Annotated in this window: 21 protein-coding genes; 12 read left to right on the plus strand and 9 right to left on the minus strand. The window is 62.7% G+C overall.

Features of this window, described 5'->3' with window-relative positions; genetic code table 11:
- Positions 1-2: 2 nt before the first annotated feature.
- The 9 genes from ACE3TY_RS11625 (at position 3) to ACE3TY_RS11665 (ending at position 7239) form a co-directional block, all read left to right on the plus strand.
- On the plus strand, positions 3-701 hold the full coding sequence (locus ACE3TY_RS11625; protein ID WP_374653200.1) for a protein glxC: 699 nt from the start codon (positions 3-5) through the stop codon (positions 699-701).
- Between the two features lie 14 nt (positions 702-715).
- On the plus strand, positions 716-2053 hold the full coding sequence (locus tag ACE3TY_RS11630; RefSeq protein WP_374653201.1) for an FMN-binding glutamate synthase family protein: 1338 nt from the start codon (positions 716-718) through the stop codon (positions 2051-2053).
- A 111-nt stretch (positions 2054-2164) separates the two neighbouring features.
- The gene (glnT, locus tag ACE3TY_RS11635) at positions 2165-3472 is read left to right on the plus strand and encodes a type III glutamate--ammonia ligase (protein WP_374653202.1); all 1308 of its coding nucleotides are present in this window, start codon (positions 2165-2167) and stop codon (positions 3470-3472) included.
- 315 nt (positions 3473-3787) lie between these two features.
- The gene (locus tag ACE3TY_RS11640) at positions 3788-4066 is read left to right on the plus strand and encodes a hypothetical protein (RefSeq protein ID WP_374653203.1); all 279 of its coding nucleotides are present in this window, start codon (positions 3788-3790) and stop codon (positions 4064-4066) included.
- 53 nt (positions 4067-4119) lie between these two features.
- Positions 4120-4551 (plus strand): hypothetical protein, encoded by a 432-nt coding sequence (locus tag ACE3TY_RS11645; RefSeq protein WP_374653204.1) that lies wholly within the window; start codon positions 4120-4122, stop codon positions 4549-4551.
- A 50-nt stretch (positions 4552-4601) separates the two neighbouring features.
- Positions 4602-4772 carry a hypothetical protein gene (locus ACE3TY_RS11650; RefSeq protein ID WP_374653205.1) on the plus strand — a complete coding sequence of 57 codons (171 nt, stop codon included), beginning with the start codon at positions 4602-4604 and terminating at the stop codon, positions 4770-4772.
- A 42-nt stretch (positions 4773-4814) separates the two neighbouring features.
- Positions 4815-6194, plus strand: a complete 1380-nt coding sequence (locus ACE3TY_RS11655) for an APC family permease (protein WP_374653206.1) — start codon at positions 4815-4817, stop codon at positions 6192-6194.
- Positions 6195-6292: 98 nt separating this feature from the next.
- Positions 6293-6970, plus strand: a complete 678-nt coding sequence (locus ACE3TY_RS11660) for a hypothetical protein (protein ID WP_374653207.1) — start codon at positions 6293-6295, stop codon at positions 6968-6970.
- Positions 6967-7239 (plus strand): hypothetical protein, encoded by a 273-nt coding sequence (locus ACE3TY_RS11665; RefSeq protein WP_374653208.1) that lies wholly within the window; start codon positions 6967-6969, stop codon positions 7237-7239. The genes ACE3TY_RS11660 and ACE3TY_RS11665 overlap by 4 nt, the downstream gene beginning before the upstream one ends.
- A gap of 8 nt (positions 7240-7247) precedes the next feature.
- Here ACE3TY_RS11665 and ACE3TY_RS11670 read toward each other — a convergent pair whose 3' ends face one another.
- Together ACE3TY_RS11670 and ACE3TY_RS11675 are read right to left on the minus strand one after the other, a co-directional pair.
- Entirely contained in the window at positions 7248-7880 is a 633-nt protein-coding gene (locus ACE3TY_RS11670; RefSeq protein WP_374653209.1) for an FkbM family methyltransferase, read from the minus strand.
- A 9-nt stretch (positions 7881-7889) separates the two neighbouring features.
- On the minus strand, positions 7890-9965 hold the full coding sequence (locus tag ACE3TY_RS11675; protein ID WP_374653210.1) for an aminotransferase class III-fold pyridoxal phosphate-dependent enzyme: 2076 nt from the start codon (positions 9963-9965) through the stop codon (positions 7890-7892).
- Between the two features lie 163 nt (positions 9966-10128).
- On the opposite strand from ACE3TY_RS11675, the gene ACE3TY_RS11680 reads away from it, so the two are divergent.
- Positions 10129-10977, plus strand: coding sequence for an LOG family protein (locus ACE3TY_RS11680; protein WP_374653211.1), 849 nt, complete (start codon positions 10129-10131; stop codon positions 10975-10977).
- A gap of 6 nt (positions 10978-10983) precedes the next feature.
- On the opposite strand, the gene infA is transcribed toward ACE3TY_RS11680, so the two are convergent.
- From infA to rimO, 7 genes are all read right to left on the minus strand, one after another.
- Positions 10984-11259: a translation initiation factor IF-1 gene (gene infA, locus ACE3TY_RS11685; RefSeq protein ID WP_374305740.1), complete on the minus strand. Its 276-nt coding sequence runs from the start codon at positions 11257-11259 to the stop codon at positions 10984-10986.
- Between the two features lie 210 nt (positions 11260-11469).
- On the minus strand, positions 11470-12243 hold the full coding sequence (locus tag ACE3TY_RS11690) for an ABC transporter ATP-binding protein (RefSeq protein ID WP_374653212.1): 774 nt from the start codon (positions 12241-12243) through the stop codon (positions 11470-11472).
- Entirely contained in the window at positions 12240-13103 is an 864-nt protein-coding gene (locus ACE3TY_RS11695; RefSeq protein WP_374653213.1) for an ABC transporter ATP-binding protein, read from the minus strand. The genes ACE3TY_RS11690 and ACE3TY_RS11695 overlap by 4 nt, the downstream gene beginning before the upstream one ends.
- Before the next feature lie 14 nt (positions 13104-13117).
- A complete protein-coding gene (locus ACE3TY_RS11700; protein WP_374653214.1) occupies positions 13118-14020 on the minus strand; it encodes an ABC transporter permease in 903 nt (300 codons plus the stop codon).
- 12 nt (positions 14021-14032) lie between these two features.
- Positions 14033-15055 (minus strand): ABC transporter permease, encoded by a 1023-nt coding sequence (locus ACE3TY_RS11705; RefSeq protein ID WP_374653215.1) that lies wholly within the window; start codon positions 15053-15055, stop codon positions 14033-14035.
- Between the two features lie 231 nt (positions 15056-15286).
- The gene (locus tag ACE3TY_RS11710) at positions 15287-16849 is read right to left on the minus strand and encodes an ABC transporter substrate-binding protein (protein WP_374653216.1); all 1563 of its coding nucleotides are present in this window, start codon (positions 16847-16849) and stop codon (positions 15287-15289) included.
- 247 nt (positions 16850-17096) lie between these two features.
- The gene (gene rimO, locus ACE3TY_RS11715; protein ID WP_374653217.1) at positions 17097-18425 is read right to left on the minus strand and encodes a 30S ribosomal protein S12 methylthiotransferase RimO; all 1329 of its coding nucleotides are present in this window, start codon (positions 18423-18425) and stop codon (positions 17097-17099) included.
- A gap of 256 nt (positions 18426-18681) precedes the next feature.
- Between rimO and ACE3TY_RS11720 the strand changes: the two genes are divergently transcribed.
- Positions 18682-18918, plus strand: coding sequence for a YMGG-like glycine zipper-containing protein (locus ACE3TY_RS11720; RefSeq protein ID WP_374653218.1), 237 nt, complete (start codon positions 18682-18684; stop codon positions 18916-18918).
- A gap of 222 nt (positions 18919-19140) precedes the next feature.
- Positions 19141-19329 (plus strand): hypothetical protein, encoded by a 189-nt coding sequence (locus tag ACE3TY_RS11725; RefSeq protein ID WP_374653219.1) that lies wholly within the window; start codon positions 19141-19143, stop codon positions 19327-19329.
- Positions 19330-19463 lie beyond the last annotated feature (134 nt).

A 19463-nucleotide genomic window follows, 5' to 3' on the forward strand; every position in this document is an offset into this window, starting at 1 on the left:
TCATGTCCAATCCGAACATGAATGCTTTCGACCTGACCAAGACGTCTCTGCGCGAGGTCAATTCCAAGCTCCAATCGCTGCCCGTCGACACCAATGAGAAGGTGTGGCATCTCAATAACCTCCATGGCGAGCATGCCTGCGCGGTGGGGCTCACGCAGCCGATCGAGGTCCATGTCAACGGCCATATCGGCTACTACTGCGCCGGCATGAATCAGAAGGCGACCGTCGTCATTCATGGCCAATGCGGCGTCGGCGTTGCCGAAAACATGATGTCCGGCGAAGTGCGCGTGAAAGGCACGGCAAGCTCCGCCGCCGGCGCCACCGGCCAGGGCGGCCTGCTGGTGATCGAAGGCGATGCCGGCACGCGTTGCGGCATCTCCATGAAGGGCATCGATATCGTCGTCAAGGGTTCGGTCGGTGCCATGAGCGGCTTCATGGCCCAGAGCGGCGCGCTGATCGTCTGCGGCGATGCCGGAGCAAGCCTCGGCGATTCGATCTACGAAGCGCGGCTTTATGTGCAGGGCAAGGTCGAGAGTCTCGGCTCCGATTGCATCGAGAAGAAGATGACGCCGCATCATCTGGCCAAGCTCGAGCGCCTGTTGAAGCAGGCCGGCATCGATGCCGACCCGAAAAAGTTCAAGCGCTATGGCTCCAAGCGGAGCCTCTACAACTTCCACGTCGACAATGTCGATGCGTATTGAGAGGGAATGATAGAATGTCCTCGAACGAACATAGCCCTTTCTATACGCCGCCGCGCTTCAACGCGACCTTCGATCCGGACGCGGTCGCCCAGATCCAGCGCGCGGCCGCGACCGGCATCTACGACATCCGCGGCGGCGGTGCCAAGCGCAAGGTGCCGCATTTCGATGATCTGCTGTTCCTCGGTGCCTCGATCTCGCGCTACCCGCTGGAAGGCTACCGCGAAAAATGCGGCACCAATGTCGTGCTGGGCACCCGCTTCGCCAAGAAGCCTATTGAAATCAAGACGCCGGTCACCATCGCCGGCATGAGCTTCGGCGCCCTCTCCGGCAATGCCAAGGAAGCCTTGGGCCGGGGGGCGTCGGCCATGGGCACCAGCACCACGACCGGCGACGGCGGCATGACGCCCGAAGAACGCGGTCATTCCAATCTCCTGGTCTATCAGCTCCTGCCGTCGCGCTATGGCATGAACCCGGACGATCTCAGGAAGGCGGATGCCATCGAAGTCGTGATCGGCCAGGGTGCCAAGCCTGGCGGCGGCGGCATGCTGCTGGGGCAGAAGATCACAGAGCGCGTGGCCAAGATGCGCAACCTGCCCATCGGCATCGACCAGCGTTCGGCCTGCCGGCATCCGGACTGGACCGGCCCCGACGATCTCGCCATCAAGATCACCGAACTGCGCGAGATTACCAATTGGGAAAAGCCGATCTATGTGAAGGTCGGCGCCACGCGGCCCTATTACGATACGGCGCTTGCCGTGAAGTCGGGCGCCGATGTCGTGGTGCTCGACGGCATGCAGGGCGGCACGGCGGCGACGCAGGAAGTCTTCATCGAGCATGTGGGCCTGCCCATCCTCGCCGCCATCCGTCCGGCGGTGCAGGCGCTGCAGGATCTCGACATGCACCGGAAGGTGCAGCTCATCGTCTCCGGCGGCATCCGCAACGGCGCCGACGTGGCCAAGTGCCTGGCGCTGGGTGCCGACGCGGTTGCCATCGGCACGGCGGCGCTGATTGCGCTGGGTGACAATGCGCCGGCGCTGGAAAGCGAATATAAGAAGCTCGGCACCACGGCCGGCGCCTATGACGATTGGCATGAAGGCCGGGATCCCGCCGGGATCACCACGCAGGATCCGGTCCTGGCCGCGCGCCTCGATCCGGTCAAGGCGGGTCATCGCCTGGCCAATTATCTCGCCGTGTTGACGATGGAGACGCAGATCATCGCGCGCGCCTGCGGCAAGAGCCATGTGCACAATCTCGAGCCCGACGATCTGGTCGCCCTCACCGTGGAATCCGCGGCGATGGCGGGCGTGCCGCTGGCCGGCACCAACTGGATCCCGGGCCAGGGAAGATACTGAACCGGGAAATACTGAAGAACAGAAGAACGATGGCGGCCGCACCCAAGCAAGCGGCCGCCGGAACAAAACGAAACAGGTGAATTGAGGCTTTACAACGAAGGGGGCTTAAAAATGGCAACCGACCTCGCCAAGGTCGCGAAGGAACGCAAGATCAAGTATTTCCTGATCTCCTATACCGATCTCTTCGGCGCGCTCCGCGCCAAGCTGGTGCCTGCGGCCGCGATCGCGGAAATGCAGAAGAATGGTGCGGGCTTCGCCGGGTTCGCAACCTGGCTCGACATGACGCCGGCCCATCCCGACCTCTTCGCCAAGCCCGATCCCGACAGCCTCATCCAATTGCCGTGGAAGCCGGAAGTGGGCTGGCTCGCCTCCGATTTATGGATGGACGGCAAGCCGGTCGCGGACTCCCCGCGCAATCTGCTGAAGCGCAAGATCGCCGAGGCCGGCAAGAAGGGCCTCCGCGCCAAGGCCGGCGTCGAATGCGAATTCTTCCTCATCACGCCGGATGGCAAGGAGATCGCCGACACGGCCGACACGGCCGACAAGCCCTGCTATGACCAGCTCGCCTTGATGCGCCGCTATGACGTCATCACCGAGATCTGCGATTCCATGCTGGCCCTGGGCTGGAAGCCCTATCAGAACGACCATGAGGACGCCAACGGCCAGTTCGAAATGAACTGGGAATATGACGATGTGCTGCTGACGGCCGACCGCCATGTCTTCTTCAAATACATGGCCAAGTCGATCGCCGAAAAGCACGGCCTGCGCGCGACCTTCATGCCCAAGCCCTTCAGCACCCTGACCGGCAACGGCGCTCACGCCCATATCTCGTTCTGGGACATGGCGGGGAAGAAGAACCTGTTCGGCGATCCGAAGGGCGAGCTGGGCCTTTCCAAGCTCGCCTATCAGGTGCTGGGCGGCATCCAGTACAATGCCGATGCGCTCTGCTCGTTCTTCAACCCGACGGTCAATTCCTACAAGCGCATCAACGCGCCGCGGACCGTGTCGGGGGCCACCTGGGCGCCCAACACCATCACCTGGACCGGCAACAACCGCACGCACATGATCCGCGTGCCGGATGAGGGCCGCTTCGAACTGCGCCTCGCCGACGGCTCGACCAATCCCTATCTGCTGCAGGCGGGGATCGTGGCCTCCGGTCTCGACGGCATCAACAACAACCGCGATCCCGGCAAGCGCCTCGACATCAATATGTATACCGAAGGGCACACGGTGAAGGGCGGGCGCAAGCTGCCGCTCAACCTCCTGGATGCCCTGCGCCTCACCGATAGCAGCAAGGTGGTGCGCGAGCAGTTCGGCGATTCCTTCGTCAACGCCTATGTGCGGATGAAGACGGAGGAATGGAACAGCTACACCAAGCATCTTACCGAGTGGGAGCGGCACAACACGCTCGATTGCTGAAGCGAGATCGACCGCCCGGATAAAGCTCCGGGCGGTTTTCTTCTGGGTTGCGATGTTTCCGCAAAGGAAACTTCATTTAAGTCTAGTAAAGTCATAAATGGCGTGTTAGGAATTAATAAGAGCCATAGATGACGCACCCGAATCGACCCCAAGGGGTCAGTTCGGGATGACGAAAGCTCCCGCCAAGTGGAGCGCCGCGACGACCCCGAATGGGGCGCGTGAATTGGGAGTGCCGCCTCGGCAGGACCCGGGGCGTTCAGTCGAAGATGAAGCGATGGCCCTAAAAGCCGATCGCCGTCTTAAGGGGAGAGTGATATGGCGAACGACCTTCAGTCGCGCGTGGATTCCATGTTCAAACTTGACCGGCTTTGGGCCTATGGCTTCGTGCTGGCCCTGTGGGTCGTTGTGCTGTTCGTGCTGCTGGCAGTGCACAATCATATACCAAACACAGGCATTGAGATCGTGTGCTGGATCGCGGCGGCATTGTTGCTGCTGTTCAATACGGCATCGATCACGGCGATGGTGCGGCACTACAGCGAAGACCGCAATCACGTCTATGGCGTCGATATCAAGCATCTGGATGCTGGGCACTGAGCCGCATCGCGTGTTGCAGGTTCAACGCTGCAACTTGTCCCGGGGAGGGGAACATGGCGCAACGCTACAAACCACCCAAACAAAGTAAGGCCGGACAGATCATCGACGTTTTCGTCGTGCTCGGCCTCGTCTTCCTGGCGCTGTTCCTGCCGCTGTGGCTGGAGATCGCCGTGCCGTCGCGCGTCGAGAAACTGCCGGCCGGCATGACCTATGCGATGCAAGCGGGGGCCGATGGCACCGAGACCAAGGTCTGGACGGGCCTGAGTTGGGAGGCGCTCGGCCAGAATCCGACCATGCAGCAGCAATGGGAGAAGCTCGGCTATACGCCCGAGACGGCAGCCGACATCATCACGATGCCGTTCGAATACGACATCGACTATCTCGGTATCCTGATCACGGCATTGGTGATCCTCGGCTACTACATCTACGTGCTGCGCGTCTCCGACAAGGAGTATCGCCAAGTGGTTCGAGAGAAATTCGACTGATCGGCTTGCGGGCCAATGGACCGCAATACGCAAGCAAGGGGAAGCCGAACATGAATATCTGGCAGATGTTGGAGTGGGCAGCCTGGGGAATATCGGCACTGATGTTTGCCTGGATGCTGACCGATGCCTGGCGGGTGAGCCAGCAGTATAACGAAGAAACGCTATTGAGCTCGCGCGAGGGTGTCGACGACCTCTTCGGCGACCAGGCTAAGGGGGGCTGAGTCATGGCTGATGTGACGGCGGATAAAGCCGAAGGGGCAGGCATGAATTTGCTCAAGGTGCTGGGGCCGGTGCATGTTTGGGCATTGGGCGTCGGCATCGTGCTGGTCGGCGAGTTCATGGGCTGGAATTACGGCGTCGGCAAGGGCGGTGCCTTTGGTGCGCTCATTGCCGCATGGGTGATCGGCCTTCTCTACACCTGCGTCGCCATGATCGATTCCGAGGTGACCTCAACCGTCGCCGCGGCCGGTGGCCAATACGCACAAGCCAAGCACACGATCGGGCCATTGATGGCCTTCAATGTCGGCCTTTACCTGGTGCTCGCCTATACGATGCTCGAAGCCGCCGACGTCCAGGTGGTAGGCCAGTTGGTCCAGATCGGCATCGGCCGCATCGACCCCGAAGGGGCCGCCGTCCTGCATGCGGAATGGTGGTGGTCATTCACGATCCTGTCGCTGATGTTCCTGGCATGGCTGAATTATCGCGGCGTGCTGATGACCTTGACGGTCAATTTCATCATCACCGCGGCAGCCTTCGCCTCGATCCTCATTCTCTTCTTCGGGGTGCAAGGTTGGGATCCGGATGCGCAGCTGATGCATGAAGGGCTGCTCACCGACCTTCCTTACGGCTGGCTCGGTGTCATTGCCTCGCTGCATTTCGGCATCTGGTACTATCTCGGCATCGAGGGCACCTGCCAGGCGGCGGAGGAAGTGCGGTCGCCGGGGCGTGCTCTGCCCCTGGGCACGATGACTGGGATCATCACGCTGCTGATCGCCGCGGCTCTCACCTGGTATCTCGCCTGCGGCATGCTGCCTTGGGAATATATCGGCTGGGATCTGGAACTGGCACCGCTCTACGATGCTGCCAAGATCACCGGCTCGCCTCTCCTGGAGACGGTGTTGTTCATCGGCACGCTCTTCTCGGCCATCGCCTCGGCCAATGGCTGCATCAACGATGCCGCCCGGGCCTGGTTCTCGATGGGTCGCGACCGCTACTTGCCGGCCTGGTTCAGCGCGGTGCACCCGCGCTATCGCACGCCGTTTCGTTCGATCATCTTTCTGATCCCGGTTGCGGCGATCTTCGCGCTCAAGGTTCCCTTGGCGCAGATCATCACCTTCTCGATCCTCTCCGGCTTGCTGAACTACACTTTCATGCCGATCAATGTGTGGAAGTTCCGCAAGATGTGGCCGCTGGGCTCGATCCGGCGCGGATATGAACACCCGTTCCATCCGATCCCGGCCATCGTGTTGATGATCCTGTGCCTGACCACCTTCTTTGCGGTCTATTTGGGTTACGGAAGACAGCTTCTGGCGATGATGGCCTTCTATATCATCATTTCCATCTGGTTCAGCCTGCGGCGCTATCAGTTCGTGCGGCGGGCCGATCAGTTCACCATGAACTGGCCGCGACCAAAGGGTTACTAGGTTCCACCCAATCGTGACGAAGGACCGGGCGAATTCCCCTCGCCCGGTCCTTTTTGCCTTGCTATCACCGGTATCGAACATGGGTCGGGGAACGGATCATGCGTTTTGAAGTCCTGGCGGCAATCCTGGTTGCCGCCGGAATCCTCTATTGGGTCTACCGGCGCGACCGCCGCCGCTTCGAGGCCGAGCGCGCCATGCTGTTCGACGATCTGCGCGGCCTGCTGGCGGAATCCGAACTCAGCCGAACACCGATGAGCTATCCGGTCCTGCGCGGCCGCTACCGCGGCCACCGGGTCGTGATCGATGCCGTGCTCGACAATCTGTCCGTACGCAAGGTGCCGTCGCTGTGGCTGCGCGTAACCTTGCTGGCCGACATTCCCTTCGCCGGCAGTTGCGATATCCTTGCCCGCGCCCACAATGTCGAATTCTATGCGCCGTCGAACAGCTTCGATCACGCTCTGCCATTGCCGGCCGACTGGCCGCAGCACCTGACCATCAAGTGCGACGTACCTGACGCGGTGCCACCGCAGAGCCTGCTGCAGGCCCATATCGGCCTGTTTGAGGATGAGCGGGTCAAAGAGCTGCTGGTCACGCCCAAGGGGGTCCGCCTGGTCCGTCAGGCGGCGCAGGCTTCGCGGGCGGAATATCTGGTGCTGCGCCAATCGCTGTTCGGCCCGGTTGTCGTTCCGCGGGGTGGGGTCCAGGATCTGCTCGACCGGGCGCTGGCACTGGCCGATACTCTGCGCAGCCATAACGCCGCCGAGGCCGCATCATGAAGCCGGTTCATCCCTATCTGGTTCTGCTGATCGCCATGGTGGCGCCCGGCAGCGGGCATTGGGCGGCGGGCAACATCCAGCGCGGCGTGATGTTCGCCTGGTTCATGTTCATCCTGGGCTGGATCACCTGGAAGCTGACACCGGCGGAAATGAGCATCTTCGCCCGGTTGTCCGGCGGCCTGATCGTCTACGGCATGTCGGTCCTCGACGCCTATCGCCTTGGCCGCCTGCGCTGGGTACGTCACCGCTTGGCACATGGCTCCAAGTAACGCGGCACTCAGCTGAGGCGGTAGAGAGATGTGTAGTGGAGGTGCGAGACGAGCCGGTAGCCGAGCGGGCGCAGGAAGCGGAAGATGCGGCTTTCGGTCACCCGCTCAAGATCCAGTTCCAGATCCTCGACCGCGACCAGACGAGGGTGAAAGCGCGCCCAATCGTTCGAGCGCAGCACGTCGAGATCGGCGCCTTCGCAGTCCACATTGAGGAAATCGACCTGCCGCCCCGGCGGCACGTGACGGGCCAGGATATTGGCCAGCGTCCGGCGCTCCACCACGATGTCACCCTGATGGCGCTTGCGCGGATTGTCGAGGGTCTTTTCGAACAGCGTGTCGTCCACCGTGTTCATCGAGCGGTCGTTGAAGAGGTGGAGGGTCACCTTGCCGGGCTTGCTGCCGACAGCCACCTGCAGGGTGATATCCTCTGGCCGCTCTTTTCCGAAGGCGGCGATCGCCTCCGGATCCGGATCGATGGCAAGCCCGCGCCAGCCGCGCCGGTAGAGCGCGTAGGTGTTCGAGTAATCGATCGGCGCATGGGCGCCGACATCGACGTAAAACCCGGCCGGCTGCTTGGCGAGGAATTTCAGGATCAGGCGGTCCTCGCCGAAGGAGGAGTAGCTTTCGATGGGAAAGGTCATGATCGCCTCCTAGAGACCGAGATCGTGCAAGATACGATCAAGCGTGCCCAGGAAATGGGCGCACGCCGCCGCATCGATGACCAGCGGCGGCTTGATCTTCAGCACATTGTGGTGCGGTCCTTCGCTGGACAGCAGGATACCCGCCGACTTCATCGCTTCGATCGCTTGCGCCAAGATGGCAGCGTCGGGCTGCAGGGTCTTGCGGTCCTTGACGAAGTCGACGCCGATGAAAAGGCCGATCCCGCGCACATCGCCGATGGCCCTGTGCTTCCTGGCGAGGCCGCGCAGACCCTCCATGAGCTGCGCGCCGCGCGCGCGGGCATTGGCGAGCAAACGCTCGTCGCGGATGACATCGAGCACGGCGAGGCCCACCGCGGCCGAAACCGGATTGCCGCCGAACGTGTTGAAATATTCCATGCCGTTGGCGAAGGAGGCCGCGATCTCCGGCCGCGTCGCCACGGCGGCCAAGGGGTGGCCGGCGCCGATCGGCTTGCCCATGGTGACGATATCCGGGACGACGCCTTGCGTTTCGAAGGCCCACCAATGCGTCCCGGCGCGCCCGAAGCCGACCTGTACCTCGTCGGCGATGCAAAGACCGCCTTCCCGCCGCACGTCTCGGTAGGCGGCCTCGAGATAGCCCGGCGGGAACGGCATCTGTCCACCGCAGCCCTGAATGGATTCGGCGATGAAGGCCATCGGCTTGCGGCCCAAAGCCACCATATCCATCACCAGCGTGGCGACGCTTTCGGCATAGCCCGGACCTATCTCCCTCTCGCCAGCGCGCAGGCGCCCGCGATAAGGATCTGGCATCTCGGCGACCCAGGTGTGGCTGGGGCGGCCCTCGCCGCCGGGGCCGTCGAACTTGTAAGGGCTGATATCGATCAGGCTGCTGAGGTGCCCGTGATAGGCATGGTCGACCACGACCACATCGCGAGCGCGCGTATGGGCACGCGCCAGGCGCAGCGCCAGATCGTTGGCCTCGCTGCCGGAATTCACCAGATAGATCACCGACAGTTCCGGCGGCAGGATTTCGGCAAGGCGCCGGATATAGGTCGCCAGATTGTCATGCAGATAGCGGCTGTTGGTATTGAGTTCACGCATCTGCCGGCCGGCCGCTTCGACCACGCGCGGATGGCAGTGGCCGACATGGGCGACATTGTTGACCATGTCGAGATAGGCTTTTCCGGTTTCATCGTAAAGATGGCAGCCTGACCCCCGCACGATCTTCAGCGGCGCTGCGTAAGCGAGGCTGAAGGAGGGGGCGAGATGGCGCCGCCTTTCACGCAGCAACTGCGCCTTGCCGCGCGCGACGGGTGCCGCGCATTCGGCGCCGATGCCCAGGATGATGTTGGGATCGGGGCAGATCTCGCGCCACAATTCCCATTGACCGGCCCAGGAAAGGCCGATGACTTGCGCGGCTTTCCAGCCCATCAGATGCGTCATCAGCTGGAAATGGAGGTGCGGCGGCCAATCGCCATTCTCGGCCTCCGCCGCCAGCCGGCCAATGACGGCACCCGGCGCAACGCCTTGGCCGTGTTCCAGCGCGGCGAGGCCGGCCGGGGCCAGATGGCCATAGAAGGTCCAGAAAGGCGCACCCTCATCGGTCTCATGCCGCAGGATCAGAATGCCGCCGAAGCCGTGCCGTTCGGTATCGTTGCCGAAATCCTCGATCGTGCCCGGAAAGGGGCAGAGGATTTCCGTTCCGGCGGCGAGGAAAATGTCGATGGCATGGTGGATCCTGCGCGGGTTCTCGTCGCGCGGCTCGCCGGGATGGTCGTAGATGCCGCGATCTTCTGCATAGCGGCCGATGCCGATACGCGGGGCCACGCGCGCCGCCGCCGCGCGCCACCATGCGGTCAAATTCCCGCCGCCATCGCGGCTGGGATGGCTGAGCCTTTCCGGGGCGAGACTGGCATCGAGGATCGCCACATGGTCGCGACCCAGCGGTGCCGCCACCACGGGGCCGAAACGATGGTTGTTGAAGTCGAGCCAGCGCCTGAGATGAGGAACATGGTCATGGGCCGGCAAGCCGGCCCGGACGCGCGCCAGCATCTGCTCGATCAGGGTGGCCGTGGCATCGTTCATGAGCATGCTCGGAAACGGAGGGCGAGAGCGGTCCCTCTTGTACCATCCCGCCACGGTGCCGTGCAGCCATTGATCCTTGCCCCGCCCAAGGGACAAAACGTTGGGACAAATGGCCCGCCAGAGGGCATGATCCGGTCAAGATTCGACCGATTGAGTGCCCATCATGAGCGACCCCAAAGGCCCCGACAATTCCCTGCAGCGCAATGCGCCTAGCTATCTGCTGCCGGTACAGGATACCGATTTCATTGCCAACCGCGACGAGCTTCGCGGCCTGCGCTTCGCGCTGGAATATTCCAAGGCGGATCTGACCCTGCGCGATTGGGGGGTGCGTTCGACGGTGATCGTGTTCGGCTCGGCGCGCATCCCCTCGCCCGAACTGGCGGCGGCGCGCGTCGCGGCCGCGGCCCCCGGTGAGGCGCGGGCACAGGCCGAAAAGCTCGGCGCCTGGTCGCGCTATTACCAGGAAGCGCGCAGCTTCGCCCGGCTGGTTTCCGAGGAAGGCGGCGCCATGAAACCCGTCGACGGCCAGCGCGACAATGTCATCGCGACCGGCGGCGGTCCCGGCATCATGGAAGCGGCCAATCGCGGAGCCCATGAGGCGGGCGCCCCTTCGATCGGTTTCAACATCACGCTGCCGGGCGAGCAGGAACCCAACGCCTATTCGACGCCGGACCTGACCTTCCGCTTTCACTATTTCGCGATGCGCAAGATGCATCTGGCCATGCGGGCCCGGGCGCTGGCCGTGTTCCCCGGCGGCTTCGGCACGATGGACGAACTGTTCGAGATCCTGACCCTGCAGCAGACGCAAAAGGCGTCGCCGACCCCGGTCGTGCTGGTGGGCGAGGATTACTGGAACAGCGTCATCAACTTCAACGCCATGATCGACAGCGGCCTCATCGAGGTCGGCGACATGGGAATCTTCGACATCGTCAACACGGGCGCCGAGGCCTGGGCGGCCCTCAAGGCGCGGGGACTGAAGCCGGCCAGCAAGAAGCGCCGGCCGGTCCCCTGATCGAGCTTAGTGGCGGCGCTTGAACGGGGCCGGGCGCGGGCCCGTACCGGTGTTCGGGCGCTCGTCCTTGAAGCGGAAGGTGATGCGGCCCTTGGTGAGGTCGTAAGGGGTCATTTCGACGGTGACCCGGTCGCCTTCCAGGATACGGATGCGGTTCTTGCGCATCTTGCCGGAGGTATAGGCCAGGGTCTGGTGCCCGTTATCGAGCTGCACCACATAACGCAGGTCCGGGAGCATCTCCGTGACGGTGCCGTCAAAGGTGATGACGTCTTCTTTGGACATGTGTCTCTTTCAGTTTGGATCCATGTGGCGACTAGCCGGAATTTCGGCGCCAAGCCAAGGGCCTGACGCCGGATTCGTCGCGGTTTCATCGCTGATGGCGGATGAAATAAAGCAGGATTAAGGCCCGTTCAAGCCCAATCCGGACGGGGCTGCCCCGCGGAGCTGGATCTATCCTTCCATCTATATGAAAGATAAGGTTTTCTTGTCCCATCACACGTCCGCGAAGGCGTCGATCACCGCGCGGTCATAGCCCTTGCTGGCCAGCAGCAGCTGGCGCGAATAGGCATGGGCCAGCGCACCGGACGACAGATCCTTGCTCTCCGCCACCTCGACCAGCTTGCCCTGCCGCATCACGGCGAAGCGGTCGCACATATGCGCCACCACGCCCAGATCGTGGCTGACCAGCAGGTAGGTCACCCCAAGCTGGGTCCGGATATCGTCGAGCAGATTGAGGATTTCCGCCTGGATCGAGACATCGAGCGCCGACGTGGGCTCGTCCAGCAGGATGACGCGCGGGTTGAGGATGAGCGCGCGGGCGATGGCGATACGCTGGCGCTGGCCGCCGGACAGTTGGTGCGGATAGCGGAAGCGGAAGGTGGGGCCAAGCTGGACCTGGTCGAGAACGGCGCGGACCTTGGCTTCGCGGTCCGCGATGCCATGGACGACCAGCGGCTCGGTGAGGATGCGGTCGATCGTGTGCTTGGGATGGAGCGACCCGAACGGATCCTGGAACACCATCTGCACCTGGGCGTAGAAACCCTTGTCGCGCTTGTGGCCCAGCGGTCTGCCCTCGATGCTGATCGTGCCATGGGCGCTGCTCACCAGGCCCGCCACGGCGCGCAGGATGGTCGATTTGCCGGAACCGGATTCACCCACCAGGCCGAAACTCTCGCCGGCCCGGACGCTCAGCGAAACCCGGTCAACGGCGACAACGCGGTTATCGACCTCGCCGAAAACGACCGAGAGGTTCTGGATATCGATCATCGCGCGGCTCCCGCCGATGGCACAGCCCCGGGCACTTCAGCCCAGGCCGGATCGCGGTTGAGCGTCGCCAGCCGCTTGGCCGGCCGGTCGACTTCCGGCGCGCAGGCGAGGAGGCCGCGCGTATAGGGATGGGTCGCCTTGTTGAGATCGCGCGCCGGCAGTTCTTCGACGACGCGCCCGCCATACATGATGAGGACGCGGTCGGCGAAGGTGCGCACCAGGTTGAGATCGTGGCTGATGAAGATGAGGCCCATATCCCGGGTCTTGACCAGATCGTCGAGGATCGCCAGCACCTGCAGGCGCACCGTGACGTCGAGCGCCGAGGTGGGTTCGTCGGCGATGAGCAGTTCGGGTTCGGCCATCAGCATCATGGCGATCATGGCGCGCTGGCCCATGCCGCCGGAAAGCTCATGCGGCCAGGCCTTGAAGACGCGCATCGGATCGCGGATCTTCACCGCTTCCAGCATTTCGAGGCCGCGCTGGCGCGCGCCGGCCTGCCCCAGGAGGCGGCTGCCGGCCTCGATCAGCTGATCGCCGATGCTCATCACCGGATTGAGCGAATATTTCGGGTCCTGCATCACCATGGCGATGCGCCGGCCGCGAATCTCGCGCCAGGCCGAGGGCGAGAGGCCGAGCAGGCTGGTGCCGTGGAAGGCCATCCTGTCGGCAGTGATATGCCCTTGGGTCAGCCCCAGAATGGCGCGGCCGGTCTGTGTCTTGCCGGAACCGGACTCGCCGACGATGGCCAGTTTCTCGCGGCCCATGGTGAAGCTGACATCCTTCACCGCATGGAAAATGCCCTTGGGCGTGTCGAAGCGGACATTGAGGTTGCGGACATCGAGGACGGGTGTGTCGGTCATATGCTTGCCGGTCCTTACTTGCCGCGCGGGTCGAGGACATCGCGCAGGCCGTCGCCGATCAGGTTGAAGCCGAGGCTGACGATGCAGATGGCGATGCCGGGATAGGTGCAGACCCACCATTGCTCGAGAATCTGCGAGCGGCCTTCGGAGACCATCGAGCCCCATTCCGGCTGCGGCGGGGCGACGCCGAGCCCCAGGAAGCCGAGACCGGCCGCGATGAGGATGATGCCGGCCATGTCGAGCGAGACGCGCACGATGAGCGATGGGATGCACATCGGCATGATATGGCCGAAAAGGATGCGCAAGGATCCCGCCCCCGTCATGCGCGCGGCGGCGACATAATCGCTGTTGCGCACGGTGAGGGTCTCGGCGCGGGCGATACGCGCATATGGCGGCCAAGCTGTGAGCGCGATGGCCAGTACCGCGTTTTCAAGGCCCGCCCCCAGGGCCGCCGCGAAAGCCAAAGCGAGAATCAGCTTCGGATAGGCGAGGAAGGCATCGGTGAGGCGCATCAGCGTGGTTTCGACCCAGCCGCCCAGATAGCCGGCGGTCGTGCCGATGAGGAGGCCGATCGGCGCCGCCGTCACGGCGACGAGGCCGATGATGTAGAGCGTGGTGCGGGCGCCGAAGACGATACGGCTGAAGATATCGCGGCCATTCTCATCGGTGCCGAGCAGGAATCTTCCGCTGGGCGGCAGCAACCGGTCCTGCAATTCACCCGAGAGCGGGTTGTGCGGCGAGATCCAGGGCGCAAACACGGCCATGACGATCAGCAGGATCAGGATGAAGAGGCCCAGCATGGCGAGCGGGTTCTTGGCAAAAGTCAGCCAGCCCAGATAGAAGCGGCCCATGCGCGCCTGGAACCGCGAATCCGGCACATCGCTCAGCAGCCAGTTGCGGAAGGAAGCGGAAATCATGCGTCTCCTCCCTTATTTCGCGCGCGGATCGAGCAGCCGGTAGGCCACGTCGGTCAGCATGTTGATGATGATGAAGATGGCGCCCACGACGATGGTGCCGCCCATGACCGCCGGCATGTCCTGGCCGAAAATCGAATCCGTGATGTAGAGGCCAAGGCCGCGCCAGGCGAAGACCGTTTCGGTCAGCACCGAGCCTTCCAGCAGATTGCCATAGGAGAGCGCGATCACCGTGATGAGCGGGACCAGGATGTTGCCCATGGCGTGCTTCCAGATGATGCGCGCCTCGGACACGCCCTTGACGCGCGCCGTGAGGATGTATTCCTGGCTGAGCTGGCCCAGCATCAATGAGCGCGTCATGCGGCTGATATAGGCGAGGCTGAAATAGCCCAAGAGGCTGGCCGGCAGGATGAGATGGCCCAATGCATTCTTGAAGAGGTCCATGTCGCCGGCGATGAGCGTATCCACGGTCATCAGGCCGGTGACCGGCGTGATCATATCCTCGTAGCCGAAATCGAGGCGCCCGGGGCCGGGCAGCCAGTCGAGCTTGGCATAGAAGACGAGGAGGCCCATCAGCCCCAGCCAGAAGATCGGCACCGAGTAGCCGACGAGGCCGAGGAAGCGGACGACATGATCGACCAGCGTATCCTTCTTGACCGCCGCCAGCACGCCCAGCGGAATGCCGAGGATGATGCCGATGATCGTGCCCAGCGTCGCCAGTTCCAGCGTCGCCGGGAAGACGTTCATCAGTTCCTGGGCGATTGGCTGGCTGGTGCGGATCGACTGGCCGAGATCGCCCTGGAGGACGTTGGAAAAATAGATCCAGAATTGAACGAGGATAGGCTTGTTGAGGCCGAGCTGTTCACGCACGCGCGCTACATATTCTTCGGTCGCATGATCGCCGACAATGGCAAGGACCGGGTCAGCGGGCAGCAGCCGGCTGATGACGAAGGTCACCAGCAAAAGGCCGAAAAGGGTCGTCAGAACGGACGCCAGGGTGCGCAGCAGGCCGCGCAGGCGGCGTGATTTGATCAGCATGTTCTTATTCTATTCGATTGCGGCACGCGATAGCCGCAAGACTGCGCCAAGGCCCCTCCCTCCTTCAGGGCAGGGCTATCGCATGCACCCCAATTCGTCATCCCCGGGTCAAGCCCGGGGATGACGCCTAAGGAATGCCACACGCGATTAAGAATGCCACATGCGATTGCCCTGCCCTGAGGGGGGAGGGATATCCACGGATAGCAGACAGGATTCCGCATCAGCGGAAACTTATTCCTTCGTCACATTCGTATAGAGATTGAGATCGAAGGTCGGGCCGAGAATGAAGCCCTTCACGTTGTTGAGGATGGCCGCGGTTTCGACCTGCTGGAACATGATGATGTAGGGGCTGTCCTCCAGCGCCTGCTTCTGCAGGTCCATGTACATGGCCGCACGCTTGGTGCTGTCTTTTTCGTCGCGGGCGGCGAGAACGGCCTTTTCGTTTTCCGGCAGCTGCCAGACGTTCCGCTTGGCGAGCGGCGCCATCAGATAGCCTTCGGCGTTGGAATGCGGATCCTGGTAATCAGAACCCCACTGGCCGATATAGATGTCGTGCTGGCTGGCGCGGTACTTGGTCAGCGTGGTCTTGTTGTCCGCCAGCTTGATGATGATGTTGATGCCGGCCTTCGCCATGGTGTTCTGGATCGAGGCGGACAGAAGCCGCGTCTCGGTCTTGTTGGTGGTGTCCATGGTGATGTTGAAGCCGTCGGGCACGCCGGCCTTGGCCAGCAGTTCCTTGGCCTTGGCGAGATCGAAGGTGAACGGCGTCTCGTTATCGGCACCCAGCTGGCCTTCCGGCAGGAAGGTCTGGTGCTTGATGCCAATGCTCTTGAACGAGGTATTGGCAAGGCCGTCATAATCGACCAGGTACTTCATGGCCTGGCGGACTTCCGGCTTGGCGAGGTTCTCGTTCGTGGTGTTGAGGCCCATATACCACAGGGTCGCCTTCGGCGTCGCCGCGACGGTGACGCTGTTGTCGCCGGCAATGGCCTTGAGCTGATCGCCGGTCAGGTTGCGCGCCATGTCGACATCGCCCTTCTGCAGCAGCAGCTGCTGGGTGGCGCTTTCGGTCACGTTCTTGGCCAGCACGCGCTTGATCTTCGGGGCACCCCCCCAGTAGCTCTCATTGGCTTCGAGGACGAGCGATTCATTGGGCTTCCAGCCCTTCAGCACGAACGGGCCGGAACCGGCATAGTTGGTGCGCAGCCAGTCGTAGCCGAGATCGCCATTGGCTTCATGCGACATGGCCTCCTTTTTGTCGACCACGGCCGATGTATAGGACAGGCAGTTGAGGAAGAAGCTCGGCGCATAGGCGGCATCGAGCTCGACCTCGACGGTCGATGCGTCCTTCACGCGAACCATGTCCTTGACGTTCTCCGGCTTCAGGCCGAACTGATTCATGATGAAGGACGGGTTCTTGGCGAGGAGGACATAGCGCTCCATCGAGAATTCGGCGTCTTCCGCCGTCATCTCGTTGCCGGAGGCGAATTTGATGCCGGGACGGATCTTGAAGCTGAACACCTTGCCGTCGTCGGAGACGGACCAGCTCTCAGCCGCCTGCAGCTTCACCTCGCCCGGCTTGGCGAGGTCCTGCACGACCAGGCGGTCATAGGTGTTGGCCATGTATTCCGAGCTGGAGAATTCGTAGATTTCCGCCGGGTCCAGCGAAATGATGTCGTCGAAGACCCAGGCCATGACCAGAGTATCCTTGGGTGTCTTGGCTTGGGCGGCGGTAAAGCCACTGGCCAAGACCAAAGCGAGACCGGCAGCGCCGGCCTTCAGAAGCATATTCATCGAGAGCCTCCAGGTTTGAGATCTATTATTCTTGCATCCCACAAGCACATACCGGGCGCATTCCCCAGCACCCGTGCCGCCCGCTAGGCTATACCGCGATCACAAATCTGCAATGAAAATTTGACCGAAGGGCCAAGGAGATGGGCGATCCTTCCCGCGCCGGAATTCCGCCACGTCCATCCCGTCCCCCTTGCAATGGCCGCGCGGCAAACCTGGCCGCGGGCGGGGCGTTCGACGCTGGAGGGGATCAGCCGGCCAGCGTGCCCCAGAGGTCGTAATCCTCGGCGCGCTCGATCTTGACCTTGACCATGTCGCCGGCCTTGAGGCGCTTCTTGCCCAGGCCTGAGACGAACACCTGGCCGTCGATTTCAGGCGCGTCGGCCGCGGAACGGCCGATCGCCTGCACCTTGTCGGCCTCGTCGATGAGCACGTCGAGCGTGCGGCCCACCTTCCTTGCCATCCGCTTTTCGCTGACGACGCGCTGCGTTTCCATGAAACGGTCCCAGCGGTCGTGCTTTTCATCCTCATCGACCTGTTCGAGGCCCAGATCGTTGGCCTTGGCACCGTCGACAGGTTCGTATTTGAAGCAGCCGACGCGGTCGAGTTCCGCTTCCTCCAGCCAATCCAGCATATAGTCGAAATCGGCCTCGGTCTCGCCGGGGAAACCGACGATGAAGGTCGAGCGGATGGTGAGGTCGGGGCAGATCCCGCGCCATTTCTTGATGCGCTCCAGCACCTTCTCCTGATTGCCCGGGCGCTTCATCGCCTTGAGGATCTGGGGGCTGGCATGCTGGAAGGGAATGTCGAGATAGGGCAGCACGATGCCTTCGGCCATCAGCGGAATGACCTCGTCGACATGCGGGTAAGGATAGACGTAATGGAGCCGTGTCCAGGCGCCGAGCGATCCCAGTTCGCGGGCGAGGTCCAGGAACTTCGCCTTGACCATGCGCCCTTGATACTTGCTCTCGGCATATCTGATATCCACGCCGTAGGCGCTGGTATCCTGGCTGATGACCAGCAATTCCTTGACGCCGGACTTCACCAGATTCTCGGCCTCGATCAGCACTTCGCGCGCCGGACGCGAGGCGAGATCGCCGCGCAGGGCGGGGATGATGCAGAAGGTGCAGCGATTGTTGCAGCCCTCCGATATCTTCAGATAGGCATAATGGCGCGGCGTCAGCTTCAGCCCCGCCGGCGGCACCAGATCCTGGAACGGGTCGTGCTTGGGCGGCACCACTTCATGGACGGCGTTCACCACCGTCTCATATTGCTGCGGCCCGGTGATGGAGAGCACCTTGGGATGCTGCTGGCGGATGAGATCCGGTGTGGCGCCAAGGCATCCGGTGACGATCACCTTGCCGTTCTCGTGCAAGGCCTCCCCGATCGCATCCAGGCTTTCCGTCCGCGCGGAATCGAGGAAGCCGCAGGTGTTGACGATGACGACATCGGCCCCGGCATAGGAATCCGAGATGTCGTACCCTTCTGCCCGCAACTGCGTGAGGATGCGTTCGGAATCGACCAGCGCCTTGGGACAGCCCAGGCTGACGATGCCGACGCGCGGCTGGCTCTTGCTCATGATCTCGAATTCCTGAAAACCTGCTTTGGCATCGCGCCACCCGCCCCGGGGCGGCCTTTTCCGGCGCAAAAGGGCCGCGGCCCTGCCATTCATGCGCTGTCACCTAGCCGGATTTTCCCGAACCGGCAAGATGCCTTCTAAGCACCTGAAATATCTACATGAATATCTATTCACGGCTTTGTGACGCCTGTCCTCGGGCACTATTTCCGTTTTCCCCCGTTCGGTCCGGCGTCGACGATTGAAACAGGAGATAGCGATGTTACGAACCCCGACCGGCCAAAGCCTCCGCATTATTGCCGCCGCCGGCTTGCTGCTCGCCAGCCTCGGCGCCTGCTCAAACATGTCGCAGACCCAGCAGCGCACGCTTTCCGGCGGCGCCATCGGTGCCGCTGGCGGTGCCGCGATCGGCGCGCTGAGCGGCGGCTCGGCGGGCATGGGCGCGCTCATCGGCGGCGCTGCGGGTGCCGGCACCGGCTATCTGCTGTCGCAGTGACAATTGCGGGGTCTAGCCAGATCACAAGCGGCCGGGCCTCAATGCCTTGCACCCCACCTCATTCCGGTGGAATGGCGAATCAGGTCTAACGAATTGTCCTAAAATGCAAATATGGGGTCACAGTCTTGTCACGCCGGTCACCGGCTTGTCGGCGGCATCGGTCGGAGCGCTCCCGTAGCTTGGCACTCGGAGGTTGGCCCAAGACCGTGGGAGGAAATGGCCATGATTGAGACGATCGTTGCGATGGCACTGGTGACCTGGGTCATCGCGCTGGCCATGACGCCGGCCTGGCTTGGCCCGGTCTCGTTCCGCTCGCGGCTTTTGGAACGATCGCGCCTGCTGTGGCGTTCGCGCCTTCATTTCCGCTCGCGCATCGGCCCTGCCCGTTCGCGTCTTTCGGTCCTCGCCTAGCGCGCATCCATTATTATTCCCTGCGATAGTCACTTGCCCTCAGACTGCCGGCCCCAACTGGTTTAGCCCCATACTTGCTTAACGTTGCATCCTGGTCGGTCGATTTTGGTGAACCCAGCCGGACCTACCCCCCG

It is taken from the genome of Dongia sp. (assembly GCF_041918875.1).
Taxonomy (GTDB): domain Bacteria; phylum Pseudomonadota; class Alphaproteobacteria; order Dongiales; family Dongiaceae; genus Dongia.

Coding starts and splice junctions, on each gene's coding strand:
- ACE3TY_RS11625 (WP_374653200.1), top strand. CDS start 3: ATGTCCAATCCGAACATGAATGCTTTCGACCTGACCAAGACGTCTCTG.
- ACE3TY_RS11630 (WP_374653201.1), top strand. CDS start 716: ATGTCCTCGAACGAACATAGCCCTTTCTATACGCCGCCGCGCTTCAAC.
- glnT (WP_374653202.1), top strand. CDS start 2,165: ATGGCAACCGACCTCGCCAAGGTCGCGAAGGAACGCAAGATCAAGTAT.
- ACE3TY_RS11640 (WP_374653203.1), top strand. CDS start 3,788: ATGGCGAACGACCTTCAGTCGCGCGTGGATTCCATGTTCAAACTTGAC.
- ACE3TY_RS11645 (WP_374653204.1), top strand. CDS start 4,120: ATGGCGCAACGCTACAAACCACCCAAACAAAGTAAGGCCGGACAGATC.
- ACE3TY_RS11650 (WP_374653205.1), top strand. CDS start 4,602: ATGAATATCTGGCAGATGTTGGAGTGGGCAGCCTGGGGAATATCGGCA.
- ACE3TY_RS11655 (WP_374653206.1), top strand. CDS start 4,815: ATGAATTTGCTCAAGGTGCTGGGGCCGGTGCATGTTTGGGCATTGGGC.
- ACE3TY_RS11660 (WP_374653207.1), top strand. CDS start 6,293: ATGCGTTTTGAAGTCCTGGCGGCAATCCTGGTTGCCGCCGGAATCCTC.
- ACE3TY_RS11665 (WP_374653208.1), top strand. CDS start 6,967: ATGAAGCCGGTTCATCCCTATCTGGTTCTGCTGATCGCCATGGTGGCG.
- ACE3TY_RS11670 (WP_374653209.1), bottom strand. CDS start 7,880: ATGACCTTTCCCATCGAAAGCTACTCCTCCTTCGGCGAGGACCGCCTG.
- ACE3TY_RS11675 (WP_374653210.1), bottom strand. CDS start 9,965: ATGAACGATGCCACGGCCACCCTGATCGAGCAGATGCTGGCGCGCGTC.
- ACE3TY_RS11680 (WP_374653211.1), top strand. CDS start 10,129: ATGAGCGACCCCAAAGGCCCCGACAATTCCCTGCAGCGCAATGCGCCT.
- infA (WP_374305740.1), bottom strand. CDS start 11,259: ATGTCCAAAGAAGACGTCATCACCTTTGACGGCACCGTCACGGAGATG.
- ACE3TY_RS11690 (WP_374653212.1), bottom strand. CDS start 12,243: ATGATCGATATCCAGAACCTCTCGGTCGTTTTCGGCGAGGTCGATAAC.
- ACE3TY_RS11695 (WP_374653213.1), bottom strand. CDS start 13,103: ATGACCGACACACCCGTCCTCGATGTCCGCAACCTCAATGTCCGCTTC.
- ACE3TY_RS11700 (WP_374653214.1), bottom strand. CDS start 14,020: ATGATTTCCGCTTCCTTCCGCAACTGGCTGCTGAGCGATGTGCCGGAT.
- ACE3TY_RS11705 (WP_374653215.1), bottom strand. CDS start 15,055: ATGCTGATCAAATCACGCCGCCTGCGCGGCCTGCTGCGCACCCTGGCG.
- ACE3TY_RS11710 (WP_374653216.1), bottom strand. CDS start 16,849: ATGAATATGCTTCTGAAGGCCGGCGCTGCCGGTCTCGCTTTGGTCTTG.
- rimO (WP_374653217.1), bottom strand. CDS start 18,425: ATGAGCAAGAGCCAGCCGCGCGTCGGCATCGTCAGCCTGGGCTGTCCC.
- ACE3TY_RS11720 (WP_374653218.1), top strand. CDS start 18,682: ATGTTACGAACCCCGACCGGCCAAAGCCTCCGCATTATTGCCGCCGCC.
- ACE3TY_RS11725 (WP_374653219.1), top strand. CDS start 19,141: ATGATTGAGACGATCGTTGCGATGGCACTGGTGACCTGGGTCATCGCG.